21 protein-coding genes and 4 pseudogenes are annotated in these 23,760 nt (G+C 68.8%); 5 read left to right on the top strand and 20 right to left on the bottom strand.

Annotated elements, in window-relative coordinates:
- Positions 1 to 77: 77 nt before the first annotated feature.
- The 3 genes from QFZ75_RS00125 to QFZ75_RS00115 are packed head-to-tail and all read right to left on the bottom strand — an operon-like array spanning position 78 to position 1,545.
- On the bottom strand, positions 78 to 764 hold the full coding sequence (locus QFZ75_RS00125) for a hypothetical protein (RefSeq protein ID WP_307533023.1): 687 nt from the start codon (positions 762 to 764) through the stop codon (positions 78 to 80).
- Positions 761 to 1,369: an RNA polymerase sigma factor gene (locus QFZ75_RS00120; protein ID WP_307533021.1), complete on the bottom strand. Its 609-nt coding sequence runs from the start codon at positions 1,367 to 1,369 to the stop codon at positions 761 to 763. The genes QFZ75_RS00125 and QFZ75_RS00120 overlap by 4 nt, the downstream gene beginning before the upstream one ends.
- On the bottom strand, positions 1,366 to 1,545 hold the full coding sequence (locus QFZ75_RS00115) for a hypothetical protein (RefSeq protein ID WP_307533019.1): 180 nt from the start codon (positions 1,543 to 1,545) through the stop codon (positions 1,366 to 1,368). Before QFZ75_RS00115 ends, QFZ75_RS00120 begins: the two co-directional genes overlap by 4 nt.
- 629 nt (positions 1,546 to 2,174) lie before the next feature.
- Here QFZ75_RS00115 and QFZ75_RS00110 point away from each other — a divergent pair.
- Both QFZ75_RS00110 and QFZ75_RS00105 read left to right on the top strand, forming a co-directional pair.
- Entirely contained in the window at positions 2,175 to 3,608 is a 1,434-nt protein-coding gene (locus QFZ75_RS00110; protein ID WP_307533017.1) for a replication-relaxation family protein, read from the top strand.
- A gap of 174 nt (positions 3,609 to 3,782) precedes the next feature.
- Positions 3,783 to 4,334, top strand: coding sequence for a hypothetical protein (locus QFZ75_RS00105; RefSeq protein ID WP_307533015.1), 552 nt, complete (start codon positions 3,783 to 3,785; stop codon positions 4,332 to 4,334).
- A gap of 79 nt (positions 4,335 to 4,413) precedes the next feature.
- On the opposite strand, the gene QFZ75_RS00100 is transcribed toward QFZ75_RS00105, so the two are convergent.
- The 10 genes from QFZ75_RS00100 to QFZ75_RS00055 form a co-directional block, all read right to left on the bottom strand.
- Positions 4,414 to 4,626 carry a DUF6207 family protein gene (locus QFZ75_RS00100; protein ID WP_307533013.1) on the bottom strand — a complete coding sequence of 71 codons (213 nt, stop codon included), beginning with the start codon at positions 4,624 to 4,626 and terminating at the stop codon, positions 4,414 to 4,416.
- Positions 4,627 to 4,778: 152 nt separating this feature from the next.
- Positions 4,779 to 5,435: an HNH endonuclease family protein gene (locus QFZ75_RS00095; RefSeq protein WP_307533011.1), complete on the bottom strand. Its 657-nt coding sequence runs from the start codon at positions 5,433 to 5,435 to the stop codon at positions 4,779 to 4,781.
- Positions 5,436 to 5,659: 224 nt separating this feature from the next.
- A complete protein-coding gene (locus QFZ75_RS00090; RefSeq protein WP_307533009.1) occupies positions 5,660 to 6,148 on the bottom strand; it encodes a lamin tail domain-containing protein in 489 nt (162 codons plus the stop codon).
- 1,214 nt (positions 6,149 to 7,362) lie between these two features.
- Positions 7,363 to 7,734, bottom strand: coding sequence for an STAS domain-containing protein (locus QFZ75_RS00085; protein WP_307533007.1), 372 nt, complete (start codon positions 7,732 to 7,734; stop codon positions 7,363 to 7,365).
- 3 nt (positions 7,735 to 7,737) lie between these two features.
- Positions 7,738 to 8,523 carry a PP2C family protein-serine/threonine phosphatase gene (locus QFZ75_RS00080; protein ID WP_307533005.1) on the bottom strand — a complete coding sequence of 262 codons (786 nt, stop codon included), beginning with the start codon at positions 8,521 to 8,523 and terminating at the stop codon, positions 7,738 to 7,740.
- The gene (locus tag QFZ75_RS00075; RefSeq protein ID WP_307533003.1) at positions 8,462 to 9,196 is read right to left on the bottom strand and encodes a GAF domain-containing protein; all 735 of its coding nucleotides are present in this window, start codon (positions 9,194 to 9,196) and stop codon (positions 8,462 to 8,464) included. The genes QFZ75_RS00080 and QFZ75_RS00075 overlap by 62 nt, the downstream gene beginning before the upstream one ends.
- A 199-nt stretch (positions 9,197 to 9,395) precedes the next feature.
- The gene (locus QFZ75_RS00070; protein ID WP_307533001.1) at positions 9,396 to 9,608 is read right to left on the bottom strand and encodes a hypothetical protein; all 213 of its coding nucleotides are present in this window, start codon (positions 9,606 to 9,608) and stop codon (positions 9,396 to 9,398) included.
- 73 nt (positions 9,609 to 9,681) lie between these two features.
- A complete protein-coding gene (locus QFZ75_RS00065) occupies positions 9,682 to 10,053 on the bottom strand; it encodes a DUF6233 domain-containing protein (protein ID WP_307532999.1) in 372 nt (123 codons plus the stop codon).
- Between the two features lie 488 nt (positions 10,054 to 10,541).
- Positions 10,542 to 11,036, bottom strand: coding sequence for a hypothetical protein (locus QFZ75_RS00060; protein WP_307532997.1), 495 nt, complete (start codon positions 11,034 to 11,036; stop codon positions 10,542 to 10,544).
- Positions 11,037 to 11,917: 881 nt separating this feature from the next.
- Positions 11,918 to 12,388: a hypothetical protein gene (locus tag QFZ75_RS00055; protein WP_307532995.1), complete on the bottom strand. Its 471-nt coding sequence runs from the start codon at positions 12,386 to 12,388 to the stop codon at positions 11,918 to 11,920.
- 1,022 nt (positions 12,389 to 13,410) lie between these two features.
- Here QFZ75_RS00055 and QFZ75_RS00050 point away from each other — a divergent pair.
- Positions 13,411 to 13,963 (top strand): annotated as a pseudogene (locus QFZ75_RS00050) (XRE family transcriptional regulator).
- A 292-nt stretch (positions 13,964 to 14,255) separates the two neighbouring features.
- Here QFZ75_RS00050 and QFZ75_RS00045 read toward each other — a convergent pair.
- Positions 14,256 to 14,879: a hypothetical protein gene (locus QFZ75_RS00045; RefSeq protein ID WP_307532993.1), complete on the bottom strand. Its 624-nt coding sequence runs from the start codon at positions 14,877 to 14,879 to the stop codon at positions 14,256 to 14,258.
- 702 nt (positions 14,880 to 15,581) lie between these two features.
- Positions 15,582 to 15,794: a hypothetical protein gene (locus QFZ75_RS00040; protein WP_307532991.1), complete on the bottom strand. Its 213-nt coding sequence runs from the start codon at positions 15,792 to 15,794 to the stop codon at positions 15,582 to 15,584.
- A gap of 954 nt (positions 15,795 to 16,748) precedes the next feature.
- Between QFZ75_RS00040 and QFZ75_RS00035 the strand changes: the two genes are divergently transcribed.
- The gene (locus QFZ75_RS00035; RefSeq protein WP_307532989.1) at positions 16,749 to 16,928 is read left to right on the top strand and encodes a hypothetical protein; all 180 of its coding nucleotides are present in this window, start codon (positions 16,749 to 16,751) and stop codon (positions 16,926 to 16,928) included.
- A gap of 557 nt (positions 16,929 to 17,485) precedes the next feature.
- On the opposite strand, the gene QFZ75_RS00030 is transcribed toward QFZ75_RS00035, so the two are convergent.
- From QFZ75_RS00030 to QFZ75_RS00010, 5 genes and pseudogenes are all read right to left on the bottom strand, one after another.
- Positions 17,486 to 18,055, bottom strand: a complete 570-nt coding sequence (locus tag QFZ75_RS00030; protein WP_307532987.1) for a hypothetical protein — start codon at positions 18,053 to 18,055, stop codon at positions 17,486 to 17,488.
- A gap of 156 nt (positions 18,056 to 18,211) precedes the next feature.
- Positions 18,212 to 18,439, bottom strand: a pseudogene (locus tag QFZ75_RS00025) (transposase family protein); the annotation flags it as partial.
- Between the two features lie 16 nt (positions 18,440 to 18,455).
- Positions 18,456 to 19,524, bottom strand: a pseudogene (locus QFZ75_RS00020) (IS110 family transposase).
- 232 nt (positions 19,525 to 19,756) lie between these two features.
- Positions 19,757 to 20,285 (bottom strand): annotated as a pseudogene (locus QFZ75_RS00015) (transposase family protein); the annotation flags it as partial.
- A 962-nt stretch (positions 20,286 to 21,247) separates the two neighbouring features.
- Positions 21,248 to 22,483: a helix-turn-helix domain-containing protein gene (locus tag QFZ75_RS00010; RefSeq protein ID WP_307532984.1), complete on the bottom strand. Its 1,236-nt coding sequence runs from the start codon at positions 22,481 to 22,483 to the stop codon at positions 21,248 to 21,250.
- A 323-nt stretch (positions 22,484 to 22,806) separates the two neighbouring features.
- Between QFZ75_RS00010 and QFZ75_RS00005 the strand changes: the two genes are divergently transcribed.
- Positions 22,807 to 23,370, top strand: a complete 564-nt coding sequence (locus tag QFZ75_RS00005; protein ID WP_307532982.1) for a hypothetical protein — start codon at positions 22,807 to 22,809, stop codon at positions 23,368 to 23,370.
- Positions 23,371 to 23,760: the final 390 nt, after the last annotated feature.

The raw sequence follows: 23,760 nt of genomic DNA, 5'->3' as shown, positions 1-23,760 counted from the left end.
ACCGGTCCGTGACGGGCAGCGGCGCACTTCGGCCCGGCTGCGGTCTGTCCGGCCGCAGCCAGGCCGGGACGCGGGGTTCACAGCAGGGAGGTGAGGTGGCGTAGTTGCTGGACGAGGGTGGGTTGGGGGAGGGGGACGGCGCCGATCTCGGGGTGGTGGGGGTAGGTGATGTGGGAGTGGACCTGGTCGATGTGGGTGGGGTTGATCAGGGGTGCGGTGGCGCGGTCGCCGCACAGCAGGGCGGGTTCGAAGTGGTGGTGCATGAGCTGGGTGCGCCAGTAGCCGGCGTCGTGGTACTCGCCGCTGTGGGCGTGTTCGAGGAAGAGGCAGTATTCCGCGACGAGGTGGCCCACACCGGCGGCGAAGCGCCACCAGAAGCGGGCGCCGCTGCTGTCTCCGGCTAGGTGGAGCAGGCAGGCGAAGACGAGGGCGCCGGCTTTGTCGGCGTACTGGCTGGCGATGAAGTCCTTGAGGTGGCAGTCGGCGTCGGGGCCGAACAGGATGAGGAGGCTGACAGCGTTGAGGTCCCACCAGGCGCGATCGGCGTCGGGGGTGTATTCGTCCTGGGGCCGGGTCCACTCTTTGTGAGCCAGGGCGAGGACTGTGTTGGTGGTGCGCTGGCGCGGCGGGCGGTGACGGGAGGCCTGGCGGGCGCGCAGGCGGGCTTCGGCGGCCGCGACGTCGTAGTTGCTGTAGCGGTCGCGGGTACGGGCTGAGGCCAGCAGGTCGTTGAGGGTGGGGGGCTGGGACGGTGTGGTGCTCATGAAGGGTTCTTCCCGTCGGGGTGCTCCGGGCGGCGGATTTTGAGCAGGGTCGCGAGGCGGCGGCGTCCGGTGCGCAGCTGCGAGCGGACGGTGGCTTCCTCGTTGCCCATCAGCACGGCGGCCTCAGCGGTCGTGAAGCCCATGCCGTAGTAGAGGACGATCGCGTCGCGCTGACGCTCGCTCAGGGCGGCGACCGCGGCGTAGAGCGTGATGGCGTCGGTGAGCGTGTCGAAGGGATCGTCGGCGGGCTCGCTGAGCGCGGCCTCGAACGCGGCGGTCTCCATCAGCGCCGGCCGGCGCCGGCGCTTGCGGTGCAGGTCGATGATGCGCCGCTTGAGGATGGTCCAGGCGTATCCCTCCAGGTTCTCCAGCTGCAGCATCCACAGCCAGCGGTCCATGACCTGATCGAAAGTCAGGTCAACAGCTTCTTCGGTGTCTGCGTCCGAGCCGAGCTGCAGGTAGGCGTAGCGCATGTAGTTCTGGCGGTGCTGCTGGTGAAAACCCCAGAACGCCATCTGCGCGGCCGGCGGCCACTGATCGATGGGCACCACCTTCGGCACCCCGATCGCCCCGCCGCTCTCCTCCGTCCCGCCCTCGCCGCTCATGGCACGTCCCGCATCGACTCAGGGGCCTGGGACACAGCCCGGCTACCGGTCAGCCCTGTGATGCCGATCCGCACGCCGACGGTCAAAAGCCGGCGGCATCCGCGCACCACATCCGGGCCGAACACCCTGAAGGCGAGCGCGATCTCGACACACCACGCGGCAGCAGTCTGCTGCACGAGGTCCTCCCCTGTACCTGGTTCCTGTCGCCGGGCGCCGTAACCCCGCCCCCGGCACCAGAAGCACCGTGCGCCTCCACCCATAAAGCGCCCGCCGCACCTTAAAAGTGCAGCCGCACCTGTAGAAAAAATTACGTTCAGTACTGGTCATGTAACAGCTGGTTCAATCATTGACCGCTCCCCTGCAGGAAGAAGAGGGGCTGCCGAAAACGGCGAGTTGCGCTTGTCCGGATCAGAGCCGGCGCCCGGAGTGCGCGCAGCAGCCCCGCCTCGCTGAAGAGACCAGCTCCTGACAGACCACCCTCCGATCCCCCTACCGGGTTTCCTACCGTTCCCCCTACCAACTCCCCTACCGGCAGCCCCGGTAGACTGCACACAGTTCGCGCAGCTCAGACCCCTTGACCAGCCCCGACCATCACTCACGACAACCCTCTTCTCTCTCCTTACCTACCTGCCTTTTGGGTGATGTGGTGTCTGTAGTGGGTGGCAGGCTGGATGCGTCGTGAGCCGAGGGCCCGGGCGGCGCAGCTCTTGGGTTGCGGCCCGGCGCGGCCGGTCCGCTCGCCGACGGCGGCCAGGAGCCGCCGCGGCACGAGACGCGGGGCGGGGAAGGGGCGAGGGGCGGGGCGATGGGTGGTTCGAAGGCGTATCCGTACGGGTCCACGGCGGCGGTGCGCGGGCACGTCCTGGCCGCACTCGGGGTCCTGAAGGTGACGACGGCCGATCAGGTCCACCGGCTGATGGCGCCGGGGCACAAGGACAACAAGGCGTTCCGCAACGCCCTGCTCGACTTGTCCCGGCACGGCCTGACCGTCTCGGAGGGCAGTGCGCGCGACGGGAACAAGCTGTGGGGGTTGACGCCGCTCGGCTTGGACGCGGCCGCCGAAGTCCTCGGGCGCCCCGCGGGCGAGATGGGCTCGACCGCCCGTGGCGCTGCCCGTTCGGGAGCTCCGCACGCGATGGCGGTCAACGAGACCATCATCGCGATCACCCGTACGCCTGCGGAGCCGACCCGCCCGGTACGCCGCACCGCCCCCGCCGCGGCGACCGTGCCGGTGCCGGCGGGATCCGCAGACAACGCCCCGGCCGGCCCCGCCCGCCCCGCTGCTCCGGCCAGCCTCCTGGCCGTTCCTGTGGTGCGGGCCGGGGTGGGTTCGGTGAGCTCCTGGTCGACGGAGGTGGTGATGGCGTTGCCGAGCGCGGGCCGTAACCGGGCCAGCGTGCAAAGCGACGCGGTGCTGCACGCGCCCGAGGCCGGGGTGCCGGTGCTGCTGTTCGAGGTGGACAACTGCACCGAGTCCGCGGACGTCCTGGCGGCGAAGTTCGACCGCTACCGCCGCTTCTTCCGCCACCAGACCAAGGACCACCGGGGCCGGGAGCTGCCGGTGTGGCGCACCCTGTTCCCGCCCACCAGCCGCGAGGGCCACCCGCCCATAGCAGTGGTATTCAACCCCGGTATCCGTACCGGTGAGCAGGCACTGAAGAACCGCATGAACCGCGTCCTGGACCTCACCCGCGAGATCTGGTCCGGCCGGTGGGAAAGCATGGGCAGCCACGGCAGTGAGCCGGCCGACGGGTACCGCGACTACAGCGACGCGATCCCGCTGCTGATCACCACCCTGCCCCGCCTGCAGCAGCACGGGCCGCTGGGGGAGGTGTGGTGGCGCTGCGGGCACCGCCGGTGGGAGACCCCCACCGACGCCCTCGCCAACCCGGACGACCACGACGCCTGGGCACACCGCGACGCCGAACGCCAACGCCGGCGCCAGGAACAGCAGGAGCAGGAGCGGGAACGCGCCCGGCAGCAGGCACCGGAGTCCGGCTGGGGCCAAAAGCGCGAGACCTGGCAGACGCAAGACGACCAGGACGATAAAGGCGCGCCCGCGCCCGCACTGCCTGGTCCGCGCTGTGAGCGGTGCGGCGGGCCCCGCGCCAGCGAGCGGGGCCTGCACCACGAGTTCGCCCCGGACGAGGACGGCCGCCACTGCCCCCAGTGCCGCATCAACGAGCAACTGATCCCCACCACGCTGCGCCAGTCGCTCTTCGGCCGCCGCAACAAGTAACCCCCGAGGGCCGGCCGGTTGCTCGCGTACGCCACTGCCCCCGCACCCGCAGGCCCGTACGGGAGCAGCCGCTCAGCCGCTGGCGGCCGCCTTTCCTCTGCGCTCGGGCCCTGACCGGCACCAGTTCGTTCGAAGGCGCGTCGCCGGCAGTCGGGGCCGGGTAGAACCTTCCGCATGAGCAGTTCTCGTACGCGCCCCGACCACCCCGTGGTTCTGCCCTCCAGCTCTGCCTGGAATGCCGACGCCCGGTTGGTCGGCGAGGTCCTGCAGACCGTGGGGTCGGCGGCCGCGTGCACCAGCGACGACACCCGCTACCTCCATCCGACCCTGACCTGGCAGATCGCTGCCGAGACAGTCCTTGACTGCGCCACCAACGACTACCGTCCCGGGCGCGTGAGGGCCCTGCCCCTGCGCGGCTACGCCCTTAACGCGGTATGGGCCTGCCATGCCGCCCTCCTCCAGGCCGCTGACACCGCCCCCGACAGCGACGACGACGCCGGGCGCCTGGCCGGCCTGCTGGCGTTCTACCTCGACAGCGTCCACCACATCGAGGTACCCGCCCTGATCGGTGCGGTGGAAAGAGTCCTGGCGGTGCTCAGCCTTGATCTGCCCGCCGCCCGCACGCTGATCACCCACCTCGTACTGAACCCCGACGTCGGCCCGGAGGCACGGTCGGCCTACGACGACGTCCGGGCGGCTTGGCGCAGAGCCGGGGTCGTTGGCTGAGCGCCGTCCCGGCCGCGCCCGCCGCGTGCACTCCGTGTCGCCGGGGCCCCGGTGACGTCCCGCTGTAGCCGGCCGTATTTCAATCGGCGAGGGCGTCCTGGTGCAGGTCGATGAAGCAGCGCAGTCGTACGCCGGGCTCACCGAGATCCCGAGTCGTACGTTCCGCGGGCGCGATGGCGCAGTGTGCGGCGAGCAGGCGCTGGACGGCGAAGGCGGTGGCGTCGTCGGCGGCCGCGATCTCCACCACGGCCAGGCCCGGACGGGCGACGTGGGCGTCGTTGATCGGTTTCATGTCTGGCACGACGTGCTGGCGCCTGCAACGGTTCTCCTGCCCGGGCGCCTTCACCCGACCGGGGTCCGGCTGCCGGGGCCGGGCCGGGCCCGTCCCGGGGACCGCCGTCCGTAGGTGGGCGAGCTCTGGAGCGGGGCCAAGGAGGGGAGAGGTTACGGCGCCGGCTGGTAGTCGACGCTCTCCTGCCCGCAGCCGGCGGCCAGTTCGGTGAGCGCGGTCTGCTCGCGGTCGTCGACGGCCAGCTGCCAGCGCAGTTTGGTGGCGACCCAGTCGGCGGCGTAGGTGCAGCGGGCGTCGGCGAGCGGAGGCTGCCAGTCGGCGGGGTCCTGGTCGGACTTGGAGCGGTTGCTGCGCGCGGTGACCGCCACCAGGGAGCGCTGCGCGTCGAGGTCGTTGGCGTAGGCCTCGCGCCGGGCCGGTGTCCAGGTGTGGGCGCCGGAGTCCCAGGCTTCGGCGAGAGGCACCATGTGGTCGATGTCCAAGCCGCCCGGCGCGGTAAGGGTGACGCCGTCGTAGTACGAGAACCACTCGCCCGCCACGATCTTGCAGCCCGCTTCGATAGTCGGCTTGGTGCGGGATTCGGCGATGAGGACTTCGGCGCGGGTCGAGCAGCCGTCGCGGTCGGCGTCCACCCAGTGCTTGAAAGAACTGCGCTGGTAGCCGTCACGGGATTCGGCTGCCGAAGACAGCAGGTGCACGGCCTGGGCCAGCGGCAGGGTTTCCGCCCGAGCCTCGTGCGCGGCAGCGGGTGCGCTGGTGAGGGGGAAGGCGAACAGGAGGGCGGCAGCGGCCGCGATCTTCGAGAGCATGAGCTCTTGCTATCGGTGCGCGACCGCGGCCCGCCCGGCTTTCGGCCGCCCGTCATCCGGGCGAGTGCATTGGTCGTACCGCACGCTGCGGGCCCGCGCCTGGGCCGGCGGCGCGGCCGCTTCGTCCGTCACGCATGCCGACGGCGCGCCAACCCCTGGCTGGGGCTGGCGCGCCGCGTTCTTGCTACGGCCGGGGCGTCACCGCCAGCAGCTCGGCTGGTGGGTCAGCGGCGGTGGTGGCCGCCGCCGTGACCGCCGTGGCCGCGGCCCCAGGACTCGGTGTCGACGCGGCGGTTGTTGTCGTTGCGCAGGGTGGCGGTGTCGGAGCGGTTGTCCCACACGTAGGCGCGGCGGTCCTGGAAGACGTGGCCGCGGCTGTCGCGGCCTTCGCCGGTGTGGACGCGGACGCTTTCGTGGCCGCGCAGGCGGTAGTGGCTGAAGGTGTAGGTGTGGCCGTCCTCGTCGGCCAGGGTCCAGCCCTCGAGGTTGACGCCGCGGCGGCCTTCGTTGGTGATCTCGACCCACTCCTTGTTCAGGGAGCGGTTGGAGCGGTCGTCGCGGCCGGGCGAGTCGTACTGCACGGCCGTGATCTTCACGTGGGAGGGGCGGGCCTGCTGTCGGCCGCTGTCCGCGGCGGCCGGCAGGGCGGCAGCGCCCAGGGCGGCTGTGGTCAGGAGTGCGGCGGCGATACGGCGGGTGGTGCGTGAAGACATGAACGTCCCCCCTGGTGCGCGCCCCTGGCAGTGCGGGTGTTGGCCGGTCTGCCGGTGACGGTGTGCGGGTCCCGGCGAGTGCCGAGGACCCACAGCTTGGTCACATCCCGCCCACGACGGCAGGTGTCCTGCTTGATGTTGCTGTATGCAGACATTTCAGTGACCGTCACGTGCAGTGCCCAATCAACTGGCGTCCCGGAACGTGGCAGTTCGGTGGCCTGTGCATCCAGGGCCGGATCTCAGCGCGGAAGCGGTTTCCAGCTCCCCGCACGCCCCCGTCACGCTCCCTGCGCGCCCGGGGCCGGCGCTCGCGCGGGCCTGTAACAGACCCATACTTCGCACCTTCGGACGGCTGTTCCCGCCCGTAGGCGATGTTCGATGCTCCTGCGGTGGGCCACCGTGCAGGCGGCCCTCGTGAGGTCATGTGGCTGAGGTGCTGAGGAGCTGCTGTTGCGGTCTGTTTCCTTGCCCGGGCGCAAGGACGCGCTCGGGCGGGGCGTCGACGGTCCGCCGTGTTTGCCCTCTGTGGGCAGATGCCATGGCCCATTCATGACCTCGGTCCGGCGGCCCGCCTGCCCGACGGCGGTGAACGGGCGCCGTGCCGATGGGCGGGCGGGCCAGGCCGGGGCCGAGTGCGGTGTCGGCGGTCGGGTGCTCAGGTGAGATCCCGGCTGCCGTACGAGAGCGTGCTGCAGGTGCACCCCTGTCGGTGCGCCGGTCGGGGCGGGACCTGGCAGGGTGGCAAGGAAACGGGTGCGGCGGTGTGTGCAGTGCCGGGCGCTGCTGCCCAAGGACGCGGGGCCCTGGCAGCGGTTCTGCGACACGGCGTGCCGCAGCCGCCACTGGCGACGCGTGCAGCGGCTCGAGCAGATCTACCAGCGGGTCGTGAGTCAGAGCCTGGATCTGATCCGGGGCGGGATGGTGTGGGGGCAGGGCCGGTGTCCGGCGTGCGGGCTGATGGTGTCGGTGCGCAAGCGCACTGATGCGGTGTACTGCTCGCCGAGGTGCCGCACCAGGGCATGGAGAGGGCGCCGCGAAGCAGCTGGCAGCGGCCCGTGACGCGTGCGCGTTGCCGTATGCGTCACCGCGTGACGCCTGTCCATTACGCGCACGCGGCCGATCAGCAGCTCCCCGCCGGCAACGGCTCGCTCCGGGGCTGTCCTCTGCCGTCGAATGTGGACGGCTTGTCAGCGAAGTTGGACCGGGCCGCTGGGTCAGGCGGGTTCGGGGGCGGTGGCGGGGCGGGCGTTCATCGCGGCGTCGGTGTCAGGGTAGGACTGCATGATGGTGCTGAGGCCGGTCAGGTCGAGCATGCGCAGCATGCGGTCGGGGACTGCGGCCAGGGTCAGGGAGCCGTGTGCGGCTGTCGCGCAGCGCATGATGCCGATCAGGGCGTTGAAGCCGGAGGAGTCGCAGAAGGTGATTCCGGTCAGGTCCAGGATCAGGTGCGGGTGTCCTTGGGCGATGACGTCCAGGGCTTCTTTGCGCAGCGCGGGGGCGGTCTGCATGGCGATGTCCCCGCCGATGCGCAGGACGGCCAGGGGCCCGGCGGTGTGGGTGGTGGTGAGGGTGAGGTCGTCGGTCACGGGTCAGTGCTCCTGGCCGGTGCGGGCCGTGTCATCGGCGGGCGGGGTGGCCAGGGTGTGGGCCGTCGATGCGGTGGCCGGTCGCCCGGGGGCCGGCGTCAGGGGTACGGACAGGGCGAGCAGGGCGACGTCGTCGCCGGGGCCTGCGGGCAGACCGGCGATCAGCGCGATGGTGTCCTCGATCAGGCGGCTGGCGTCGGGGGTGGTGCGGGTGGTGAGGAAGGTGGCTACGCCTTGTTCACCCAGCATGGTCCCGTCCGGCAGGCGGGCCTCGGTGAGTCCGTCGGTGTAGAGGAGCAGGCCGTGGCCCGGGGCGAGGTGGAAGGTGTGGGAGGCGAACTGGGCGCCTTCCAGGGCGCCCACGAGCATGCCGCCCCGGGGACGCACCCCCTGCACCGTCAGCCCGGTGCCGTCACCCTCGGCGTGCTGGACGTGGAAGGCGGGTGGATGGCCTCCCATGGCCACGGTCACGGTGAAGCCGCCGCCGGGTGCGGGGTGCAGGGTGCCGAAGACGCAGGTGCAGTAGCGGCTGCCCATCGAGGGATCGAGCAGCAGGGCGCTGTTGAGGGCGGTGAGGACTTCGGTGGGGTCCTGGTGGTGCTGGGCGGCTGCGCGCAGGGTGTAGCGGGTCAGGCTGGTGACGACGGCGGCTTCGGCGCCCTTGCCGCACACGTCGCCCAGGAAGAACGCCCACTGCTGGCCGCCCAGGGGGAAGACATCGTAGAAGTCACCGCCGACGTCGCGGGGCGAGTCGGTCTGGTAGTGGCAGGCCAGCTCCAGCCCCGGCACCACCGGCAGGGCGGGGGGGCAGCAGGGTCCGCTGGAGGGTGGTGGCGAACGCGGTGATCGCCTCCGTGTCCCGCTCAGCCTGTGCCCGCGCCTCCTCCTGCGCCTTGCGGCGTTCCTGCTCCTGGCGCAGCAGGCGCAGGCCCGACAGGCGCAGTTCCATGGCGTCCAGGACCATCGCGGCCAGGTCGGCCAGAGTTTCGGTGTCGGCCTCGGTGATCAGGCGCGGCTTGGTGTCCAGGATGTTGACCGTGCCCAGCCGGTGCCCGTCCGACGTGATGATCGGCGCCCCGGCGTAGAACCGCACGCCCAGAGGGCCGGTCACCAGCGGGTTGGTGCAGGCGGCCGGATCGGTCAGGGTGTCGGGGATCACCAGCGTGTCATCGCGCAGGATCGCCGACCCGCACAGCCCCGGGTCCCGCCCGATCTGGGCGACCCCCTCCAGGCCGTGGATGGCCTTGAACCAGATCCGGTCGGCATCGACGATCGTCACACTGGCCACGGGAACGTCGAACAGACGGGCAGCCATCGCCGCGACCCGGTCGAACGCCCCGTCGGGTGGGGTGTCGAGGATGTCGTAGCGGCGCACCGCCTTCATCCGCGCCGCCTCCGCATCAGCCGGCGGCACCGGCCTCAGCCGGGGACCGTCCGGCGAAGCGGCAGGAAGACCTGACATCGCTCAGCTCCTGCTCTGCGCTATGGAACCGGTTCCAGCGCCCAGCTCTCGACCACAGACCCTACGGCAGCAGGGAAAACGCCGAAACCCGCGCATCCACACAGCCAACTCGTCCGCGCCGCCTCCTCACCTGCACGCGCGTCAACGGTCCAACTCCGATGGCAATCGGTCCAGGTTCACTGTCACGGGACAGGGGTGGTCACTCGGACTGCGGGCGGGTGCTGTTGAAGCGCACGGCCGGTCCCCAGTTCTCCCGGGCGCCGGCAAGACACCACTGGCACAGCGGGAGTCCGCCGCTGCCGTACTTGTGGGTGGGCCGCTGGCAGCCGGAGCAGGGTCCGACATAGCTGCTGGAGGTGGCGAAGGTCGACGGATCCGGTTCGCTGATCGGTGGCGGGGGAGTGCTGGTCATCGCTGGCTGTCCTGTCGGGGGCGGTGAAGGGTGGGGATCACCGCGGTGCAGCGTGAAGAACCCTCAGGGGCCGTCAGCGCGCCGCAGTGGCAGGGACCGGGCGGCCGGATAACGGGATCTCCAGGGTGATGTCGGCGGTGCGGTGGCTGCAGACGCGCACGCGCGCGGCGAGAAGCCGGCGGACGTCGGCGCGGTGGACGGCCTGGCGTCGTTTCCCGAGGACATAGCAGCAGCCGGCATGGACTTCGATGGGCCGGCGCCCGTCACCGATGCCGAACGCGACTGCCCCGTCCGGCTGTGGCGGCCGGGCCCGCTGGACATGCGCCTGCGCGGCTTCGCGCCGCTGCACGGCGGCGTTCAGGGCGTCGATGCGCAGCAGCCACATGGCGTGCCAGATCCTCAGCGTGGTCAGTCGTGCCGGATCGGGAGGCAGGTCCTCGAACATACCCGCGCTCTCCCCTCCGGATCCCCCGTGGCAGCCCGCCCGGCGCATGACGGTGGCTTTCCCGGCGCGCTTTCGCGACCGTCTTCGGCTTCCGATCACTGCGGCCTTCTTCTACGCTGAGAGAAGGTTGCGCCGGGCCAGGGCCCGGTACCGCAGGCTCCCAGCCCTTGAGCCGTGACCGACTGTTGAGGCCGGCTGGAGCCGCGCCGCCGACAACGCAGCTCCAGCCTCCGCTCTCCGGGCGCGCTCAGCGGGGCACCTCCCGCTGCCTCGCGCCGCCGGGAGAGCTCCTCGCGCGAGGCCCGACCGGGGAGGCATCCCGGTCCCTCGCGCTCTCCGGCCGTCGCCGCTCCCGCAGGCGGCGGCCGGACACAAATTAAGCGTCCCACCACGAGTGCCCCCTGTCCGCGCATTCACAGGGCACATTCATCTGTCCCGCTCTGAGCACCGCATCGCTGCGGAAACCGGCGCTTCGTGGCCTGTCGGCTTCAGCGGCCGCTCCAAGGTGGGGATGTGAGGTGCTGGTGGATGGTCCGGGAGGTGGTGAGTGTGCTTGTGGCGGAGCGCAGGGCCCATTCGAGGACGTCGGGGACGTGGAGGGCGCCGGTTCCGTCGGGCGGGGTGATCCATTCCAGGTGGCCGGCTTCCTGGTAGGGCGGGGGAGTGGGGATCCAGCTTCCTTTGCCGACGTGGCGCACTCCGGCCCCGATCCACTGGGAGTGAGGGCCGGAGGGCAGGAGGAATCCCACGCGGTGGGCTTTGCTGTGCCTGAGCGCGGGGGCGGGGATGCGCAGCGGGTCGCTCCAGAGGACGTCCAGGGCCGCCAGACCGAGTTCTTCCGGGACGGACAGGACGTTCCAGAGGCGTCCTGCTTGAAGTAAGGCGACCCCGGTGCCGTGTTCCCATTGCCGTTTGCAGGCCCGGGGGTCGGCCGCGGCTGCGGCGAGCCACTCGACACTGCGCATCCATGCTGCGTCCCACATGATTTTTTGTCCTGAGTATCGAGGGCTTCCTCTGCCCGTGGTTGATTGGCGCGATGCATGACCTGTGCATTGTTCGTGCAGGTCAGCGCGTTGTGATCATGCTGGTTGATGTTCGACGCTGCGGGGAAGGGTGGCGCACCCTGGCGTTTTGTCTGTGACCTGCGAACAAGTGGCAAAAGGCTGCTGGCAGCAGTTGCGCATACAAAGGCACAGTGCTTCTCGGTGGCGTGCAGGCCGTCTGCTGTGTCCCTTCCTGCTGGGGTGAAGACGTGGCAACGGGTGCTCAGGGTCCAGGCCGCTGCGGCCGCGGCCGCAGCGGGCACGGTCGGTGTCGTCCGTGCCCGCTGTCTGCCCGCCGGCTCAAGCCGGCGGGCAGACAGCGGGGTGTGAGGCGCTCGGGAGGAAAGCCGACTCCGGGGTTCGCCGCGCGTCCTAGGAACGGTGCCCCAGGATCATGGTTATGGTCGCGGCGACGATGGCGGCCGCGGCGAGGATGATCAGCACCGCTCGTGCCGCCGTCACCCACCGGCTCGCACACGAAGCGCTTCGCGGACCGGTCCCGGGCCGAGCCCTTCGCGGCGTGTCAGGACGGCTTGCCCTGCCCGTCGGCGTTTGGGCCGGGCCGTTGGTGTCGCCCATCTGCACACACCGGGCGCAGGTGTCTTCTTCACGGCCGGTGTGCTGGTTGCCGGGATGAGGATCACTGCAGTTTCCGAAGACTCCCATGACCGCTCAACGACCCGTTGCCGGTCATGGCCACCGTGTCACCGGCCAAGAGCCCTACAGCTCTGCTTGCGCTGCACACGCTATACAGGCGGCCGCTGTTTCGGGCGCACCGTCACGGAAACCGGCTGACCGGTGCTGGCAGGGCCGGACCCATGTCAGCAGCGCCAGGGGTTGCTGTTGAGGCGCAGTACCGGCCGGCCCGCGGCGCGCTGCAGTGTGTCGGCGAGGACTTCGGGCCGGTTCAGGGTGCCGGCGCCATCGGGGCGCACCAGCCAGCGCAGCGGGCCCCAGCGCTGATGCGGTCCCGGAGCTGCGATCCATGCGCCTTCGCCCGCGCAGCGCGCGCCGGTGCACAAACAGCGTGCTGTCGTGCCCGGCGGCACGAAGAACCCCACCCGATGTCGCTGCACGTTCCACAGGACGGGGCCGCACCGCAGCAACGGCAGGTCCTCCAGGACTTCGGCGGCCAACACTCCCAGCGCCTCGGGAACGATCACCACATCCCACAGGCGTCCCGCGGGAAGCAGCGTGATCCCGCTCAGCCCCAGCAGCCATTCGCGCCTGCAGGAGCGCGGATCCTGCGACGCGGAGGCAAGCCACCGCGAGGCACGAGACCCCTTCCACATGCCGCACCGTCCTCATCGGATCCATCACCGCCGGCTGCCGCACCGCCTCATGGTCCAAAAGCGCATGCCCGCACGCCGGCGTGCACCGTGCCATCTGGATGACATCCCTCAGTGCATCGGGCGCGTCACGGGTCCCGCTAGTCACCGGATGCACATGTCGCTCCATAGAGTGAGCGCACCACACGATCAGGGGCGGCCACGGCGCGAACGCGCCCCGGTCCGCGTCCGTGCACGGACGGTCAGGATCAGTCGTCCAGGTGACGAAAGCGCTCTCATGTTGCCGAACACTGCGGCACAGACACCGAAATACGGTAGGTACCCCGGCAAAAGCATGCCGGCGGCGCGTGCCGCAGAAAGGCACGGCATGCCCAGGGCCCTCACCCCCGCTGCCCGGCGCAGCTACAGCACCTACGTACACCACCTGGAAAAATGCCTGGAATGCCCGAAAGGGCGAGGGCGGTGCCCGGTCGGCGCGAACCTGGCCCGGGCCTACCTGACGGCCACGAAGAAGCACTGACCGGCACCCGGCGACCGCCGAACAGCCCCGGCAGCCGACCATCGCTGTGAGTGGGCATGCTGATGGCAGCGACTGCGCGTCAGCCGCGTTCTGCTGTTGATTTCCTGGTCATGTGTGTAGAGGCCAGCCTGGTCCGCTGTCATGAGAGGACCAAGTGGCTGCTGCTCTTTGACCGACATATAGTTGATCGGCTGCCATGGGAGCGACTGCTTACACACCGGCACGATGATCCGTGCGACCTTCGTGGGTGATGATCTGTGGGTTTTTGGCGGTGGTGGTTCGGCATCGCGATGTCAGTGTGGTGCGTGTCGGGTCTGGGCTGTTCAGTTGGGTGTGGTGAGGGTTTCGACTGGTGACATGAATGCCGGTGTGGGGCTGACGTTTTTGGTGACTGGGCAGGTCAGTTGGTTGCCGGTCGGTACCCGCCCTGGCGTCAATTCTCTCGCCGGGCCGGGGGATCGGCCCTTACAGCCCCGTACAGCTGATCTTGGAGGACCGCCTCCTGATGGCTTCTGTCTCCGACGGTCTGGACCGCGCCGTGCACAAGGCGTTCACCCGCCCCATCCCCAAGTCCGCGGGCGCGCAGATGCGCTATCTGGTCATGCAGCTCAAGGGCACCCGCGCGGTCGCCACAACGCTCGGCGTCTCCCAGCGTACCGTCGAAGCCATGGTGGGGGCCGGGGCTGCCCTCGCGGCGGTGCTGGTCCGCCCGCCTGGCGGGCGCGGTCCGGGCCCGCTGGCAGCCCCGCATCCGCGAGCGCGCCCGCCGCCAGGCCGCCACGAGCACCGGCCTGGTCATCGACACCCGGGCCCGGTTCGGGTTCACCGCGGCGCCCGGCAGCAGCGACGACGCCCGCCTGCGCCACCTCATCCTCGTGCTGCCGCCCGGCTACGCGGCCCGCCTGTTCGACGCCCAGCAGGCCGGCGCCGGCGAGCAGCAGCTGCGCGCCATCGCCGCCGAAGGCCTCGCCCACGTGTACTTCCGCGACGGCGGCCGGCGCGCCCAGGACCTGATGGTGGAGTTCACCGACGTCGAGCAGCTGGAGTTCGGCCTGTAGGTGCCCGGAAGAGTGAGCGGCGACTACGTGGCCACCGGCTTGCGGCACCCCTGAAGAGCGCGGGCTGGCTGCCGGTGCGGTACGGCCCGATGGGCGGCACCTGTCTGAACAGCCGACCGTCCCGTTCACTGCGGCACCGGGACGCCATGCGGTCAAATGGCTCGCCCGACACGAAGCGCTCGACCGGGAATCCCGGCCGAGCGCGTGTTCGAACGTACTTGCCATCCGTCAGTGATCAGCGATCACCGGGCGCGACGCCCCGGGGGACACGTCTCCTGGTCACACTTGATCCTCAGCAGGGGAGGGTGGTCTTGCCGGCAGCGCCGGTGGCGCCGGTGACACCGTCCGCGGTGAACGTGGCGTTGGTGCCGTTGCCGCCGGGCTTGCCGGGGCACACCGGGCTCGCGGCGCCGCCGGCACCGCCGGTTCCGCCCGTGTGGCCGCCTCCGGCCGTGGAGGCGCCGCCGTTGCCGCCTTTACCGCCGGCGATGCCGACCCCGGCGTCGCCGACGCCGCCCACGCCGCCCTTGCCGCCGGTGCCGCCCAGGGTGGCTTTGCCGCCGGCGCCCCCGGCGCCGCCGTTGCCGTTGGCGCCCCCGGCGCCGCCGGTACCGCCCTTGCCGCCGACGCTCGCGCTGCCGTCGGCGTTGCCGCCGTTGCCTCCGTTACCGCCGTTGCCGTTGGCGCCGGCAGCGCCGCCTGTGCCGCCCAGTCCGCCCAGGCCACCGTTGGTCCCTATTCCGTTGAATCCGTTGAACCCAGGGAAGCCGAGGACGCCGAAGCTGGTCTCGGTCCGGACGCTGCCCGCGTCGGCACGGGGGGTTGCGGAGGCGAGGGTGGGGACGCTGAGACTGACGACGGCGATCGCGGCGACCAGGAGGGTCCGGGGAACAGCAGGAGTGCGCGTGAAGCGCATGGGGGCGACCTCTCGATTCGCGCGGCCGGAGATGCTCTCCGGCCGGCACACCACCAACGTAGGCCGCACCGGGCCCGCACCGAGCTCCACGGAATGATCCAATGGCTACAAATAAGCTATTTGCCCGAAGTTTGGCCTTAAGTGAATTTATTTATGGTTCATGCATTTGTGAATTGGCATGCTGATAGCAGCAGGTGAGCGTCAGCAGCGTGGAGCGCTGGCTGCCTGATGGTAGGGCGTGCGGGAGGGGTGTTCTGCTGTCATGAAGTGACCAGGTGGCTGCTGCTGTCCGGTCGGCACCGGGTTGGCTGGCTGTTGCGGAGACCGCTACTCACACCACACCTACTCCGCAGGCGGGTAGCTCTCGGGGTCCTTGGCGGCGAGGCGGGCTGCGACCGCCGGTGCGATGTGTCGACTTCATGTCGGTGCGCTGGTGGCAGTCATGGGTGATCGGGCAGGGCGTTTTCTTGCAGGTCTCTGGGTTATGGCGACGGCTGGCTGCTGACACGAGGTGGTGCTTTGTGTTCCGGTGGCTGACGTAGAGCGGTACATGCGCGGGTGGCTCACTGTCGTGAAGGTGGTACATCGCACCGGCGGGGCTGATTCGGCGGCCCAACGCGGGTCGGACGTGCCGCCTGCGCGCGATCGCACGCACGTACGCGTGAGGGCGCGCTCCGGTACGGGTCGGCCAGGATCTGGCTGTCACGGCGTCATGTCACCGCCGCTGTCACCGCCCAGTGCGGCGGGTCCGGCCCCGAGCACGCGGCGCCCGGTGGCTGCCGGGCGCGGCTTCGGCTCGGCAGCCGCGGCGGGAGGCAGGCGTTCCGCGGCGAACTGGGCGCGCGGCGCGGCGCCCAGCTCGGTGTCGGCGGGATAGTTCGGTCCGGTGCCCAGCGTTCGGCGGTCGGTGTTCACCGGCTGAATTCTCGCCGGTTTCCGCGCAGCTTCATCATCACGGCCCGGCGCGGTGAATCCCGGCGCCCAAGGCACGCGTGCACGCGTACGCGTGTCAGGCCGCCGGCACGTTCATCCGCGGTGCAGGAATCACCACCAGGAACAGCTGCTCGCCAACGGCCGCGGGGACTTCTTCACCACCCCGGCCCCGCGCTCCGGGAGGTCCCAAGGCGCACGCGTGTCGCGCACGCGCGAGGCGGTGAACTTCCGCCGGCCGCGCCGGGCGGCTGCCCGTGCTCCTGGCCGTCGTCGGCGTCGGGGTCCGGCGTGCCGGTTCGGCGCAGTACGGCGCCCTGCAGAGCGCCCTCGCAGCTCCGGCAGATAGCCGCGGGCGCCTGATCCTCTATCGCTGCGGCGATATCGCTACAGCGATGGAGGCGGGCCTGCAGTGGCCCGAGACTCCCTCTGGCAGCCACGCAGGCAAGTGCCCGCCACAGACGTCAGGGAACCGACTCGCTATGCCTTTCACCCGCTCGACTCACTAGAGCCAGGGTGAGCCTCCTACCGGACCGGCGGCCTGCACTCAATGCTCTGCGCATTCGCGTTTGTGTAGGTCAGGCATTGAATGCGCGACTCGGGCCGGGAAGGGTCGGGGATTGCGCAACCTTCTGAGCAGCCTCTTCGCACTGCGCACCGGCCTGCCGACACGGCGGGCCGGTGCGGTCGTCGCCGCTTAACAGCCCGCCTCTCTGGAGCAGTGGGGCCAGTTCCGCCCACCCGTGTGACCGGGACCACAGCGTCTGTAAACGGCCTGGTCAGAGCGGGGGTTGCGGGGCTAACCCCCGCGCCAAGCACTCTGAGCCGCCCTGTCGCCGCGCCTCCCCGAGACGCAAGGGCCAGGGAGGCACGACCTTCTGCCGCCCAACCACCGCACGCCCCGGCCTTCGGGGCGTGCTGATCCCTAGGGGAACCTGTATGTCCACGCTCACCGCGCTGGTTGTTCTGCTGCTGGTCCTGGTCGGCCTGCTCGTCGTCGGCGGCCTCGGCTACGTCGTCCACCGCCGTCCGGCGCTCATCGGCCCGCTGACGATCGCGATCGCCGCGGCGGCGCTCCTGGTCGCCATGGTCGGCACCGTGGCCAGCGCCACCGGCTGATGACCCGCACCGGCGCTGTGGTCGGGGTGGTGGTCGGGCCCGACCACCACCCCGACCACGACACCGTGAACGGCGGCTCCTTGAGGAAGCCCGGCTCCGGGCGGGCCCGCCCGGAGCCGAAGGCTTACGCCCTGGCCCGTGCCCGGATCCAGCGCTGCAGCGGCTGCGCCTCGTCGGTGAGGGCTTCCAGGAGGAGGTCGACAGCCTGGTCGGGACTGATTCCCGAGCGCTGCGCCTCGGCAGCGAGTCAGGCGCTCAGCCGGTCGGCCTGCTCGCCGCTCAGGGCCCACTGGCCCCGCTCGGCAGCCCCGGCCGGGGCTGTAGGCCCTGAGCAGGTGAGGCGCCGCCTCCAGCTTGCTCAGCCCGGCGCCCAGGAACCGGAAGCCCGCGCCGACCGCGGCCTGACGCCAGCAACACCACTCGGCCCCACGCCACGCCCCGGCAAGGGGGCCGACCCCGGACCTGAAAGCTACTAATGGGTTACCTGCCGCGCGCTGCGCGCCTGGCAGGTCGGCACCCGGATTCCCTCCCGCAAGAACCTCGCCGCGATCGAGCAGCTACGCGATGGGCGGCTCGATGCGGGTGGTCTCCGCGCCGGTGGTTGAGGACCACCACTGCCCGTCGTCGTCCTGCCAACGAACCTCCACCGCAGCCTTGATGGGCAGCTGCGGCAGATGGGCGTCGTTCTCGTCCAGCAGCCACAGGGCGGCCGTCTCGTCCTGGCCCGGGTGCAGGAGCGGCCACACTGTGGTGGACAGCTTGCGTCCCACGTTCGGGTTGGGCTTCCAGGACCGCCAGGTCCCCACGTCCTCCGGCCTGACGTCCACGATGGTCACGTCGCTGATGGTCCGCAGGCTGTGGTTGGTGACCTTCACAGTCAGGGAGCCGCCGTTGCTGCTAAGCACGATCTGTACCTTGTCTGCCTCGCGTTGCGCGGCCTTGTAAGCCTCGGCGTCGGTCTGGCGGTCCTTGACGGCCTGCTGGGCCATCTGCTGCCGGGTGAGCTCGTTGGCCTCCCGGGCGAATTTGGCGGAGTCCTTCGCCGTCTTGGCCTGGTGGATGCTGACTGCGGCGGCCGCGACGGAGATGGCGACGGCGGCCACAGCGATCCATGCTTCGAGGTCCATACAGGAACGCTACTTGGACTCTCCGCCGTCTCCGATGTCCGGTGTGTCCCACAGGCCGGTGTGCGCTATCGCGTCCGCGGTAACGGATGGTTCCCGGTCGGCGAGGGTCGGCAGCGTCACGGTCCGGGTGCTGCACGCAGTGAGGCTTTTCCAACCTCAGGTTGAGGCGAGTTGCAGGACGAGGACGGCCTTCACGATCTCGGTGATGCGGTTCGTGCTGCACCGGAGCTTTCGGAGTAGGCGCCAGCCCTTGAGGACGGCCATGGCCTGCTCGACGAGGCAGCGGATCTTGGCGTGGCTGCTGTTGTGGCGTCGCTTCCATCGCTCGAGCCGGCGACCTCGAAACGGCACGCGGACGTGACTGCCGGCGCCCTGGTAGGCCTTGATGCTCCTATAGAAGTCAAGTCGACGGAGTGGTGCTGCCGTTGTGGGTGCGGGTGAGCGCGTGGTAGACCTCGCGGGCTATGAAGCGTTTGAGGCAACGGATGATGTCCTTCTTGGAGAGTCCCTGCTGGGTGCGGCGCGCAACGTAGGCGCGAGTGCGGGGGCAGTAGCGCATCCGCACCACCGCGATCATGTGGAGGGCGCGGTTGGCCTGGCGGTCTCCGCCTCGCTGAGTCGATGTCGGTCGGTGCGTCCGGAGGAAGCCGGAACTGGAGCGGCGCCGCACAGAGCGGCGAACGCGGCTTCCGTGCGCAGGCGTTCGGGGTTGTCGCCGGCCGTGACCAGGAGCTGACCGGCGGTCTCGGTGTCCACGCCAAATAGTGCGACGAGCTCAGGGCCGGCGGACGTGGTGAGCATTGTCAGGCGTTCGGTGACCTCGTCGATCTCCTCGGTGAGCATGCGGATGCGGCGTGCCAGTTGCCGCAGTGCGTAGCGGGCGGCCTCTGTGGGACAGGTGAGGTCAGCTCCTGGCCTCAGCCGAAGGCAGCGGTTGACCAGGGTGGTGCGGGTGAGCCCTGTGAGCGATGCGCGCAGAGGTTCGGGAGCGGTTACCCGCAGGCCGATGAGTTGGTTGATCGCCCTGCGTTCTGGCCTTGATCGCGGACGCGCGGGCCACACGCAGCTGGCGAAGGGCTTCCACCGTGCCGGTGTGGGACTTGGGGATGGCCGTGGCTCGTCCTGAGGCTGCTGCGCGGGCGGCAGCGTAGGCGTCGATTGGGTCGGATTTGCCGCGGGTGTGTCGGGTGCCCCGGTCGGGGGCGTTGACCTCGACCACCGTCAGGTCGGCCGCGCTCAGCACCGTCGTCAGTCCGGCGCCGTAGGAGCCGGTGCACTCCACACCCACCGCTTGTACGTGGCCGAACGTGATGAGCCACATCAACAGGGCGCGGTATCCCTTGGTGGTCGTGGGAAATTCTCGGTCGGCGAGTGGACGTCCCAGCGGGTCCACGACGGCGGCGTGTGTGGGTGTCGGTGTGGGTGTCGACTCCGGCGAAGACTTCCTTCTCGGGCTGCTGGTTGATCATGTTGGAGCTGCTGCCTTCTCATCGCGCTGACAGGGCAATACGGGCCAGTCGAGGCAGGCGGACACGACAGTGACGGGTCTTCTCGTACAAGCACCTATGAAGTCACGATGCCCCTGGCCGACCACGTGCGATGGCGTCACCGACAGACCGACGGATCAAGGCAAGGACACGAGATTCCGGTCAGTCGGCCCAAGGGACAGATCTGTCGGTGACGCCATCACCCATCATCACTGTCCGCCCAGCACTTCAGCCCTGCACCGGCGAGCGCGTCGATGATTCCGTGAGTTCTCGCGGCAGTGAGGTCGTGGGTGGATCCGGGCAGCGCCGGGGATGCCCACAGCAGTCGGCCGAACGGGTCGGTGAGGACCTGGACGTTCATGCCGTGACGCTTGTGCTTGCCCGAGTAGTACGGGGTTGTCGGCGGCGATCCGGTCGATCGGTAGCAGGGTGCCGTCCAGCAGCACGAACGCCTTCGTCCGCGCCGACCTCATCGCCTCGGTGAGTGACGGGGCGAGGGCTGCCAGGATGTCGACGGCCTCACGTATGTAGCGGTACACCGTCGCGATGCCGATGCGGAACCCGGCGGCGAGCTGGGCGTAGGTATCGCCGCACCGCAGGTGAGCCAGGGCGAGCAGTGCTTGTCGCCCGGTCGTGAGGCGTCGCCACCGGGTCCCGATCTCCAGCCGCCGGGAACGAAGGTGCCGGGCCAGGAAGCACAGAGTGCGGCTGGACAGATCGATCGACGACGGGTAGACAAGCACGCGAGGCTCCTGACGGACATGGATGATCTTGGTAGAGGACCCGTCTACCAGGAGCTTCGTCGTGTTGTACAGCAGCCCAACTCCGTGGCGTCGAGCTCAGGTTGCAAAGGGCTCGTCGTCAGAAAATCTTGAAGGTGGGGGACTGTGAACGTCAAGCTCTTCTTTGTCGCTGTGGGCCTCATGATGCTCGCGGGCTTGTTCTTCTTCTTCACTCTCGGCTCCTTCGACGTCCCTCGGGAAGGCGACGGTATGAAATCGTCGCTCTGTGGCTCTGCCTGGGATTGGCCTCTCTGGGGTCTTCGATCTACATAATCTCCGTGACCTGAGTCGGAGACTCGTCGGCAGCGAGCGGCGGCCTTGTCGATCACGGACGTCGCGCACACACCGCGTCCGTGAGAGTCGCCGGAACGTCGGACGGAGAACGTGCGCCACAGCGCCAATCCCGCGCCTCCGTGTGCTGGAGCAGAAGCCGGATCACCGAGATCGTGAAGGCTGCCCTCGTCCTACAACTTGCCTCAGCCTGAGGTTGAAAAAGGCTCAGTGGCGAGAGCGCCTGCGATTTACGTTGACGGCGCGGTCCCGTGGTGAAGGGGCCCGATGCGCTGGGTCTGACCGAAGGCGCCTCCGCTGCCATGCCACACCCATTCGGGCGTGGCTGACGTTGGCTTCGAGAGGAGCCAGGGATGAACGTCAGTCTTCCGGTGACGGCAATACGGCGATGTGCTGTACCGGAATTTGGAGGGACTTCTCCTGTCTGCCGTTCAGGTTGGTGCACGTTGCGGTCCACCGGATGATAGTGCTGTCTCCCACGATGTCTCGCCCGAATAGAATGATCGCAGGCAGAGGCTCCGAAGCGTGCGCACGCAGGTCCACCGGTGGGAACTGGATGGAAATTCCCTCTGCGGACCGAAGAATCTCGGGCCGCTCAATCACAGGCTGGCGGCTCGCATGGGCCGCACTCATCACAGCGGCCAACCCGAGGGAATTTTAGCCGAAGCGCTAAAAGGCGTCGGGGTCTTCTTGCCGTATGCGGATGGAGGCTCGGGCCAGGGCATAACGAATTGATTGGATGCGGCGCTGTTGCGTGCGACATTCATTATGGGGATCTGACCCGGACTCAAAGTTACGGTGACCTGGACTTTATGAAGCATCAGGTCCGTCTGGTTATCGATATGGAGCAGCAAGGGTGTTTCACGCGATGCCGCCATGACGCAGAGGGAAGACGGAAGCTGTTGTCGGCACTTCTCGATGTAGGCGTCAACTTCTGCCTGATACACATCTGGCGACCGCATGTCCCTGGTCATGACTGACCGCATAGTCATGGCGCCGATGGACTCCCAACGTTCCCGGTGATGGTCGAGTGCCTGCTGCTCCTCATCCGAAAGCGCCTCGCCGGCCTGGCTTCGACGCCCCAACTCCTCCAGGTCCTTCAACGACAAGCCACGCTGCCCGCTCACCTTGGCTCGGAGCCGGTCCTCACTGGATTTGATCTTGATGACCCCATCCGAAGACGACGTGCGTCGTGGGCGCGGCAGAGACGACAACAGCTCATCCCGCTTCGCCCCCAGGATCTCTCCGAGTTGCAGTTCATCGATGTGAAGACTGGACAAGGCCCCATTGGCAACAGCGAGTTCGATATCCATCTGATGCTCGCGCCGGATCAGCCTTGTGGAAAGCGCCTCGAGGTCGACAACACGGTTGGGGATCGTCTGGCTCGGCAACCGGACGAAAATCGTTCCGTTCCGGAAAGCATCATAATCCTTCTGCAGGGGGTGTATGGGATCCCCCCATTGCGGAGGGGCTACATCAATGAACAAGACCTTTTTGGTACCTGATCCAGCGTCAAACGGCACGTAAGTCGCGTCGAAGCGCACTGACTCACCTGTGTATTTATGAATCCAGGGAAACAGGTCCGCGCCGTCATGCTGAGGAGTCCCACAGAGGTTGCTTGGCTCCACACCCACGAGGAGGTAGGCGTGGCCTTCGGCCCACCTACGGGCGGTATCCGGCATGCGGTTGGCAAATCCGAGGATTCCCTTGGCCACCGTGAATTGCCCATGCGCCTTAGGAATTTCCAGCGACGACTTCCACTCCAACCACTGGGTCTCGTCAGCAGCTGACGCGCCCAGCACAGCCCCGATGAGCCGTTGCCGCTCCGGCAAGCCCATCACAGCCCGCGAGGAGTCGAAATCGAGCATGACTTTCTCCGTTCATCGGATCTGAGACCAGCATGCCCGACTCCTGAGCCGCGCTCATCCCCCTTTCCCCAACCCCCGCCCGTCACAGAGCTCCTGGGACCGGTCGGGCGGTTCCAGAAGCCCCATCCACACGTCACCCAGCTCCCGGTTGCAGCCAGCCACTCACGCGCCGACGATGCATTTCGACGACCCCGGCAGTAGTGCCCGCTTCGATCAGGAGTACGACCTGTCCCCAGGAGCCTGACACGCGCGCCTGCACGCCGGGCACCGGATCGGAAGGGCACAACACCGGCCCTGGCGCCCGGGCCTTACGCTGCGACGCTATGAACTGGATCCTGAGCACGCTACTGGCGCTCGTGGCCGGCAGCGTCGGCAGCGTGGGACTCACACCCGTCTCCGCACGCCCTCGGCGAAGGCAACCAAACTGCGTCATGCTGCTGAACGACGTCTGCACGCACTGCTGTGCACATACCGGCAAGAGCTGGAATACCAGCACGACCGGTCCCACACTGAGCAACACGGATACCCTCGCAATACGCATCCGTAGAAAGCCAAGAAAAGCTAGCAGAGGCGTACTGCGTAACCTTCCAGACCTGAGAAAGCACAAAGCGAAGAACCTACGCGAAGACCTACAGAAACTGGTCGGACCGACCATGCTCACATTCTCAGAGGGACGCATGTACGTGCCGGAAAACATTCGACAAAATGCCACTGAACAAGGCCGATTGGAATTGATGCTACACAGAATCACCCGCGAACCCGAACGCTATTGTGAGGGGCATCTCCAAAGGCTGCTTTCCGAGCAAAATAACCATCACGAGCATCAAAGCAACTACCAACAGGCTCGTGCTATTCTGGATGAAATGTCAAAACGAGTAGCGCCTTAACCCGAAGACGCCAAACCGGGGATCTTTCAGCTAAGATCGCTGCGGAGCTACTCGGTAATAAACCCAGAACCTATCCGGGTATCAAGAGTGACGCACACGACAGCACGACGCGATGCCAGCCGCGAAAACCCAATTCTCAACCGACCCCGCACCTACTGCTGCATCCTTCCTGCCACGCGCGGAGCGCGTGGCAGGACCCCGTACGGGCCTGCCCTGCAGGCCCGTACGGGGTGAGGATCCGGCGCAGCCGGATCCGTCCCGGATCGCGGAGCGATTCCGGGCAGGCGGAACGGAGTTCCGCCGCATTGCGCGGAGCGCAATGCTCCGTGGCGTAGCCACGGTAACGCCGCGTAGCGGCGTCGCGTCGTGTCTGCGGAGCAGACCGCGCGC

The sequence above is a fragment of the Streptomyces sp. V3I8 genome (assembly GCF_030817535.1).
GTDB lineage: Bacteria > Actinomycetota > Actinomycetes > Streptomycetales > Streptomycetaceae > Streptomyces.
This window is presented reverse-complemented; position numbering and strand designations above follow the sequence as displayed.

What these genes read in the sequence shown, in the direction of transcription:
- QFZ75_RS00125 (WP_307533023.1), bottom strand. Translation starts at nt 764, where the DNA reads ATGAGCACCACACCGTCCCAGCCCCCCACCCTCAACGACCTGCTGGCC.
- QFZ75_RS00120 (WP_307533021.1), bottom strand. Translation starts at nt 1,369, where the DNA reads ATGAGCGGCGAGGGCGGGACGGAGGAGAGCGGCGGGGCGATCGGGGTG.
- QFZ75_RS00110 (WP_307533017.1), top strand. Translation starts at nt 2,175, where the DNA reads ATGGGTGGTTCGAAGGCGTATCCGTACGGGTCCACGGCGGCGGTGCGC.
- QFZ75_RS00105 (WP_307533015.1), top strand. Translation starts at nt 3,783, where the DNA reads ATGAGCAGTTCTCGTACGCGCCCCGACCACCCCGTGGTTCTGCCCTCC.
- QFZ75_RS00100 (WP_307533013.1), bottom strand. Translation starts at nt 4,626, where the DNA reads ATGAAACCGATCAACGACGCCCACGTCGCCCGTCCGGGCCTGGCCGTG.
- QFZ75_RS00095 (WP_307533011.1), bottom strand. Translation starts at nt 5,435, where the DNA reads ATGCTCTCGAAGATCGCGGCCGCTGCCGCCCTCCTGTTCGCCTTCCCC.
- QFZ75_RS00090 (WP_307533009.1), bottom strand. Translation starts at nt 6,148, where the DNA reads ATGTCTTCACGCACCACCCGCCGTATCGCCGCCGCACTCCTGACCACA.
- QFZ75_RS00075 (WP_307533003.1), bottom strand. Translation starts at nt 9,196, where the DNA reads ATGTCAGGTCTTCCTGCCGCTTCGCCGGACGGTCCCCGGCTGAGGCCG.
- QFZ75_RS00070 (WP_307533001.1), bottom strand. Translation starts at nt 9,608, where the DNA reads ATGACCAGCACTCCCCCGCCACCGATCAGCGAACCGGATCCGTCGACC.
- QFZ75_RS00065 (WP_307532999.1), bottom strand. Translation starts at nt 10,053, where the DNA reads ATGTTCGAGGACCTGCCTCCCGATCCGGCACGACTGACCACGCTGAGG.
- QFZ75_RS00060 (WP_307532997.1), bottom strand. Translation starts at nt 11,036, where the DNA reads ATGTGGGACGCAGCATGGATGCGCAGTGTCGAGTGGCTCGCCGCAGCC.
- QFZ75_RS00055 (WP_307532995.1), bottom strand. Translation starts at nt 12,388, where the DNA reads ATGTGGAAGGGGTCTCGTGCCTCGCGGTGGCTTGCCTCCGCGTCGCAG.
- QFZ75_RS00045 (WP_307532993.1), bottom strand. Translation starts at nt 14,879, where the DNA reads ATGCGCTTCACGCGCACTCCTGCTGTTCCCCGGACCCTCCTGGTCGCC.
- QFZ75_RS00035 (WP_307532989.1), top strand. Translation starts at nt 16,749, where the DNA reads ATGTCCACGCTCACCGCGCTGGTTGTTCTGCTGCTGGTCCTGGTCGGC.
- QFZ75_RS00030 (WP_307532987.1), bottom strand. Translation starts at nt 18,055, where the DNA reads ATGGACCTCGAAGCATGGATCGCTGTGGCCGCCGTCGCCATCTCCGTC.
- QFZ75_RS00010 (WP_307532984.1), bottom strand. Translation starts at nt 22,483, where the DNA reads ATGCTCGATTTCGACTCCTCGCGGGCTGTGATGGGCTTGCCGGAGCGG.
- QFZ75_RS00005 (WP_307532982.1), top strand. Translation starts at nt 22,807, where the DNA reads ATGAACTGGATCCTGAGCACGCTACTGGCGCTCGTGGCCGGCAGCGTC.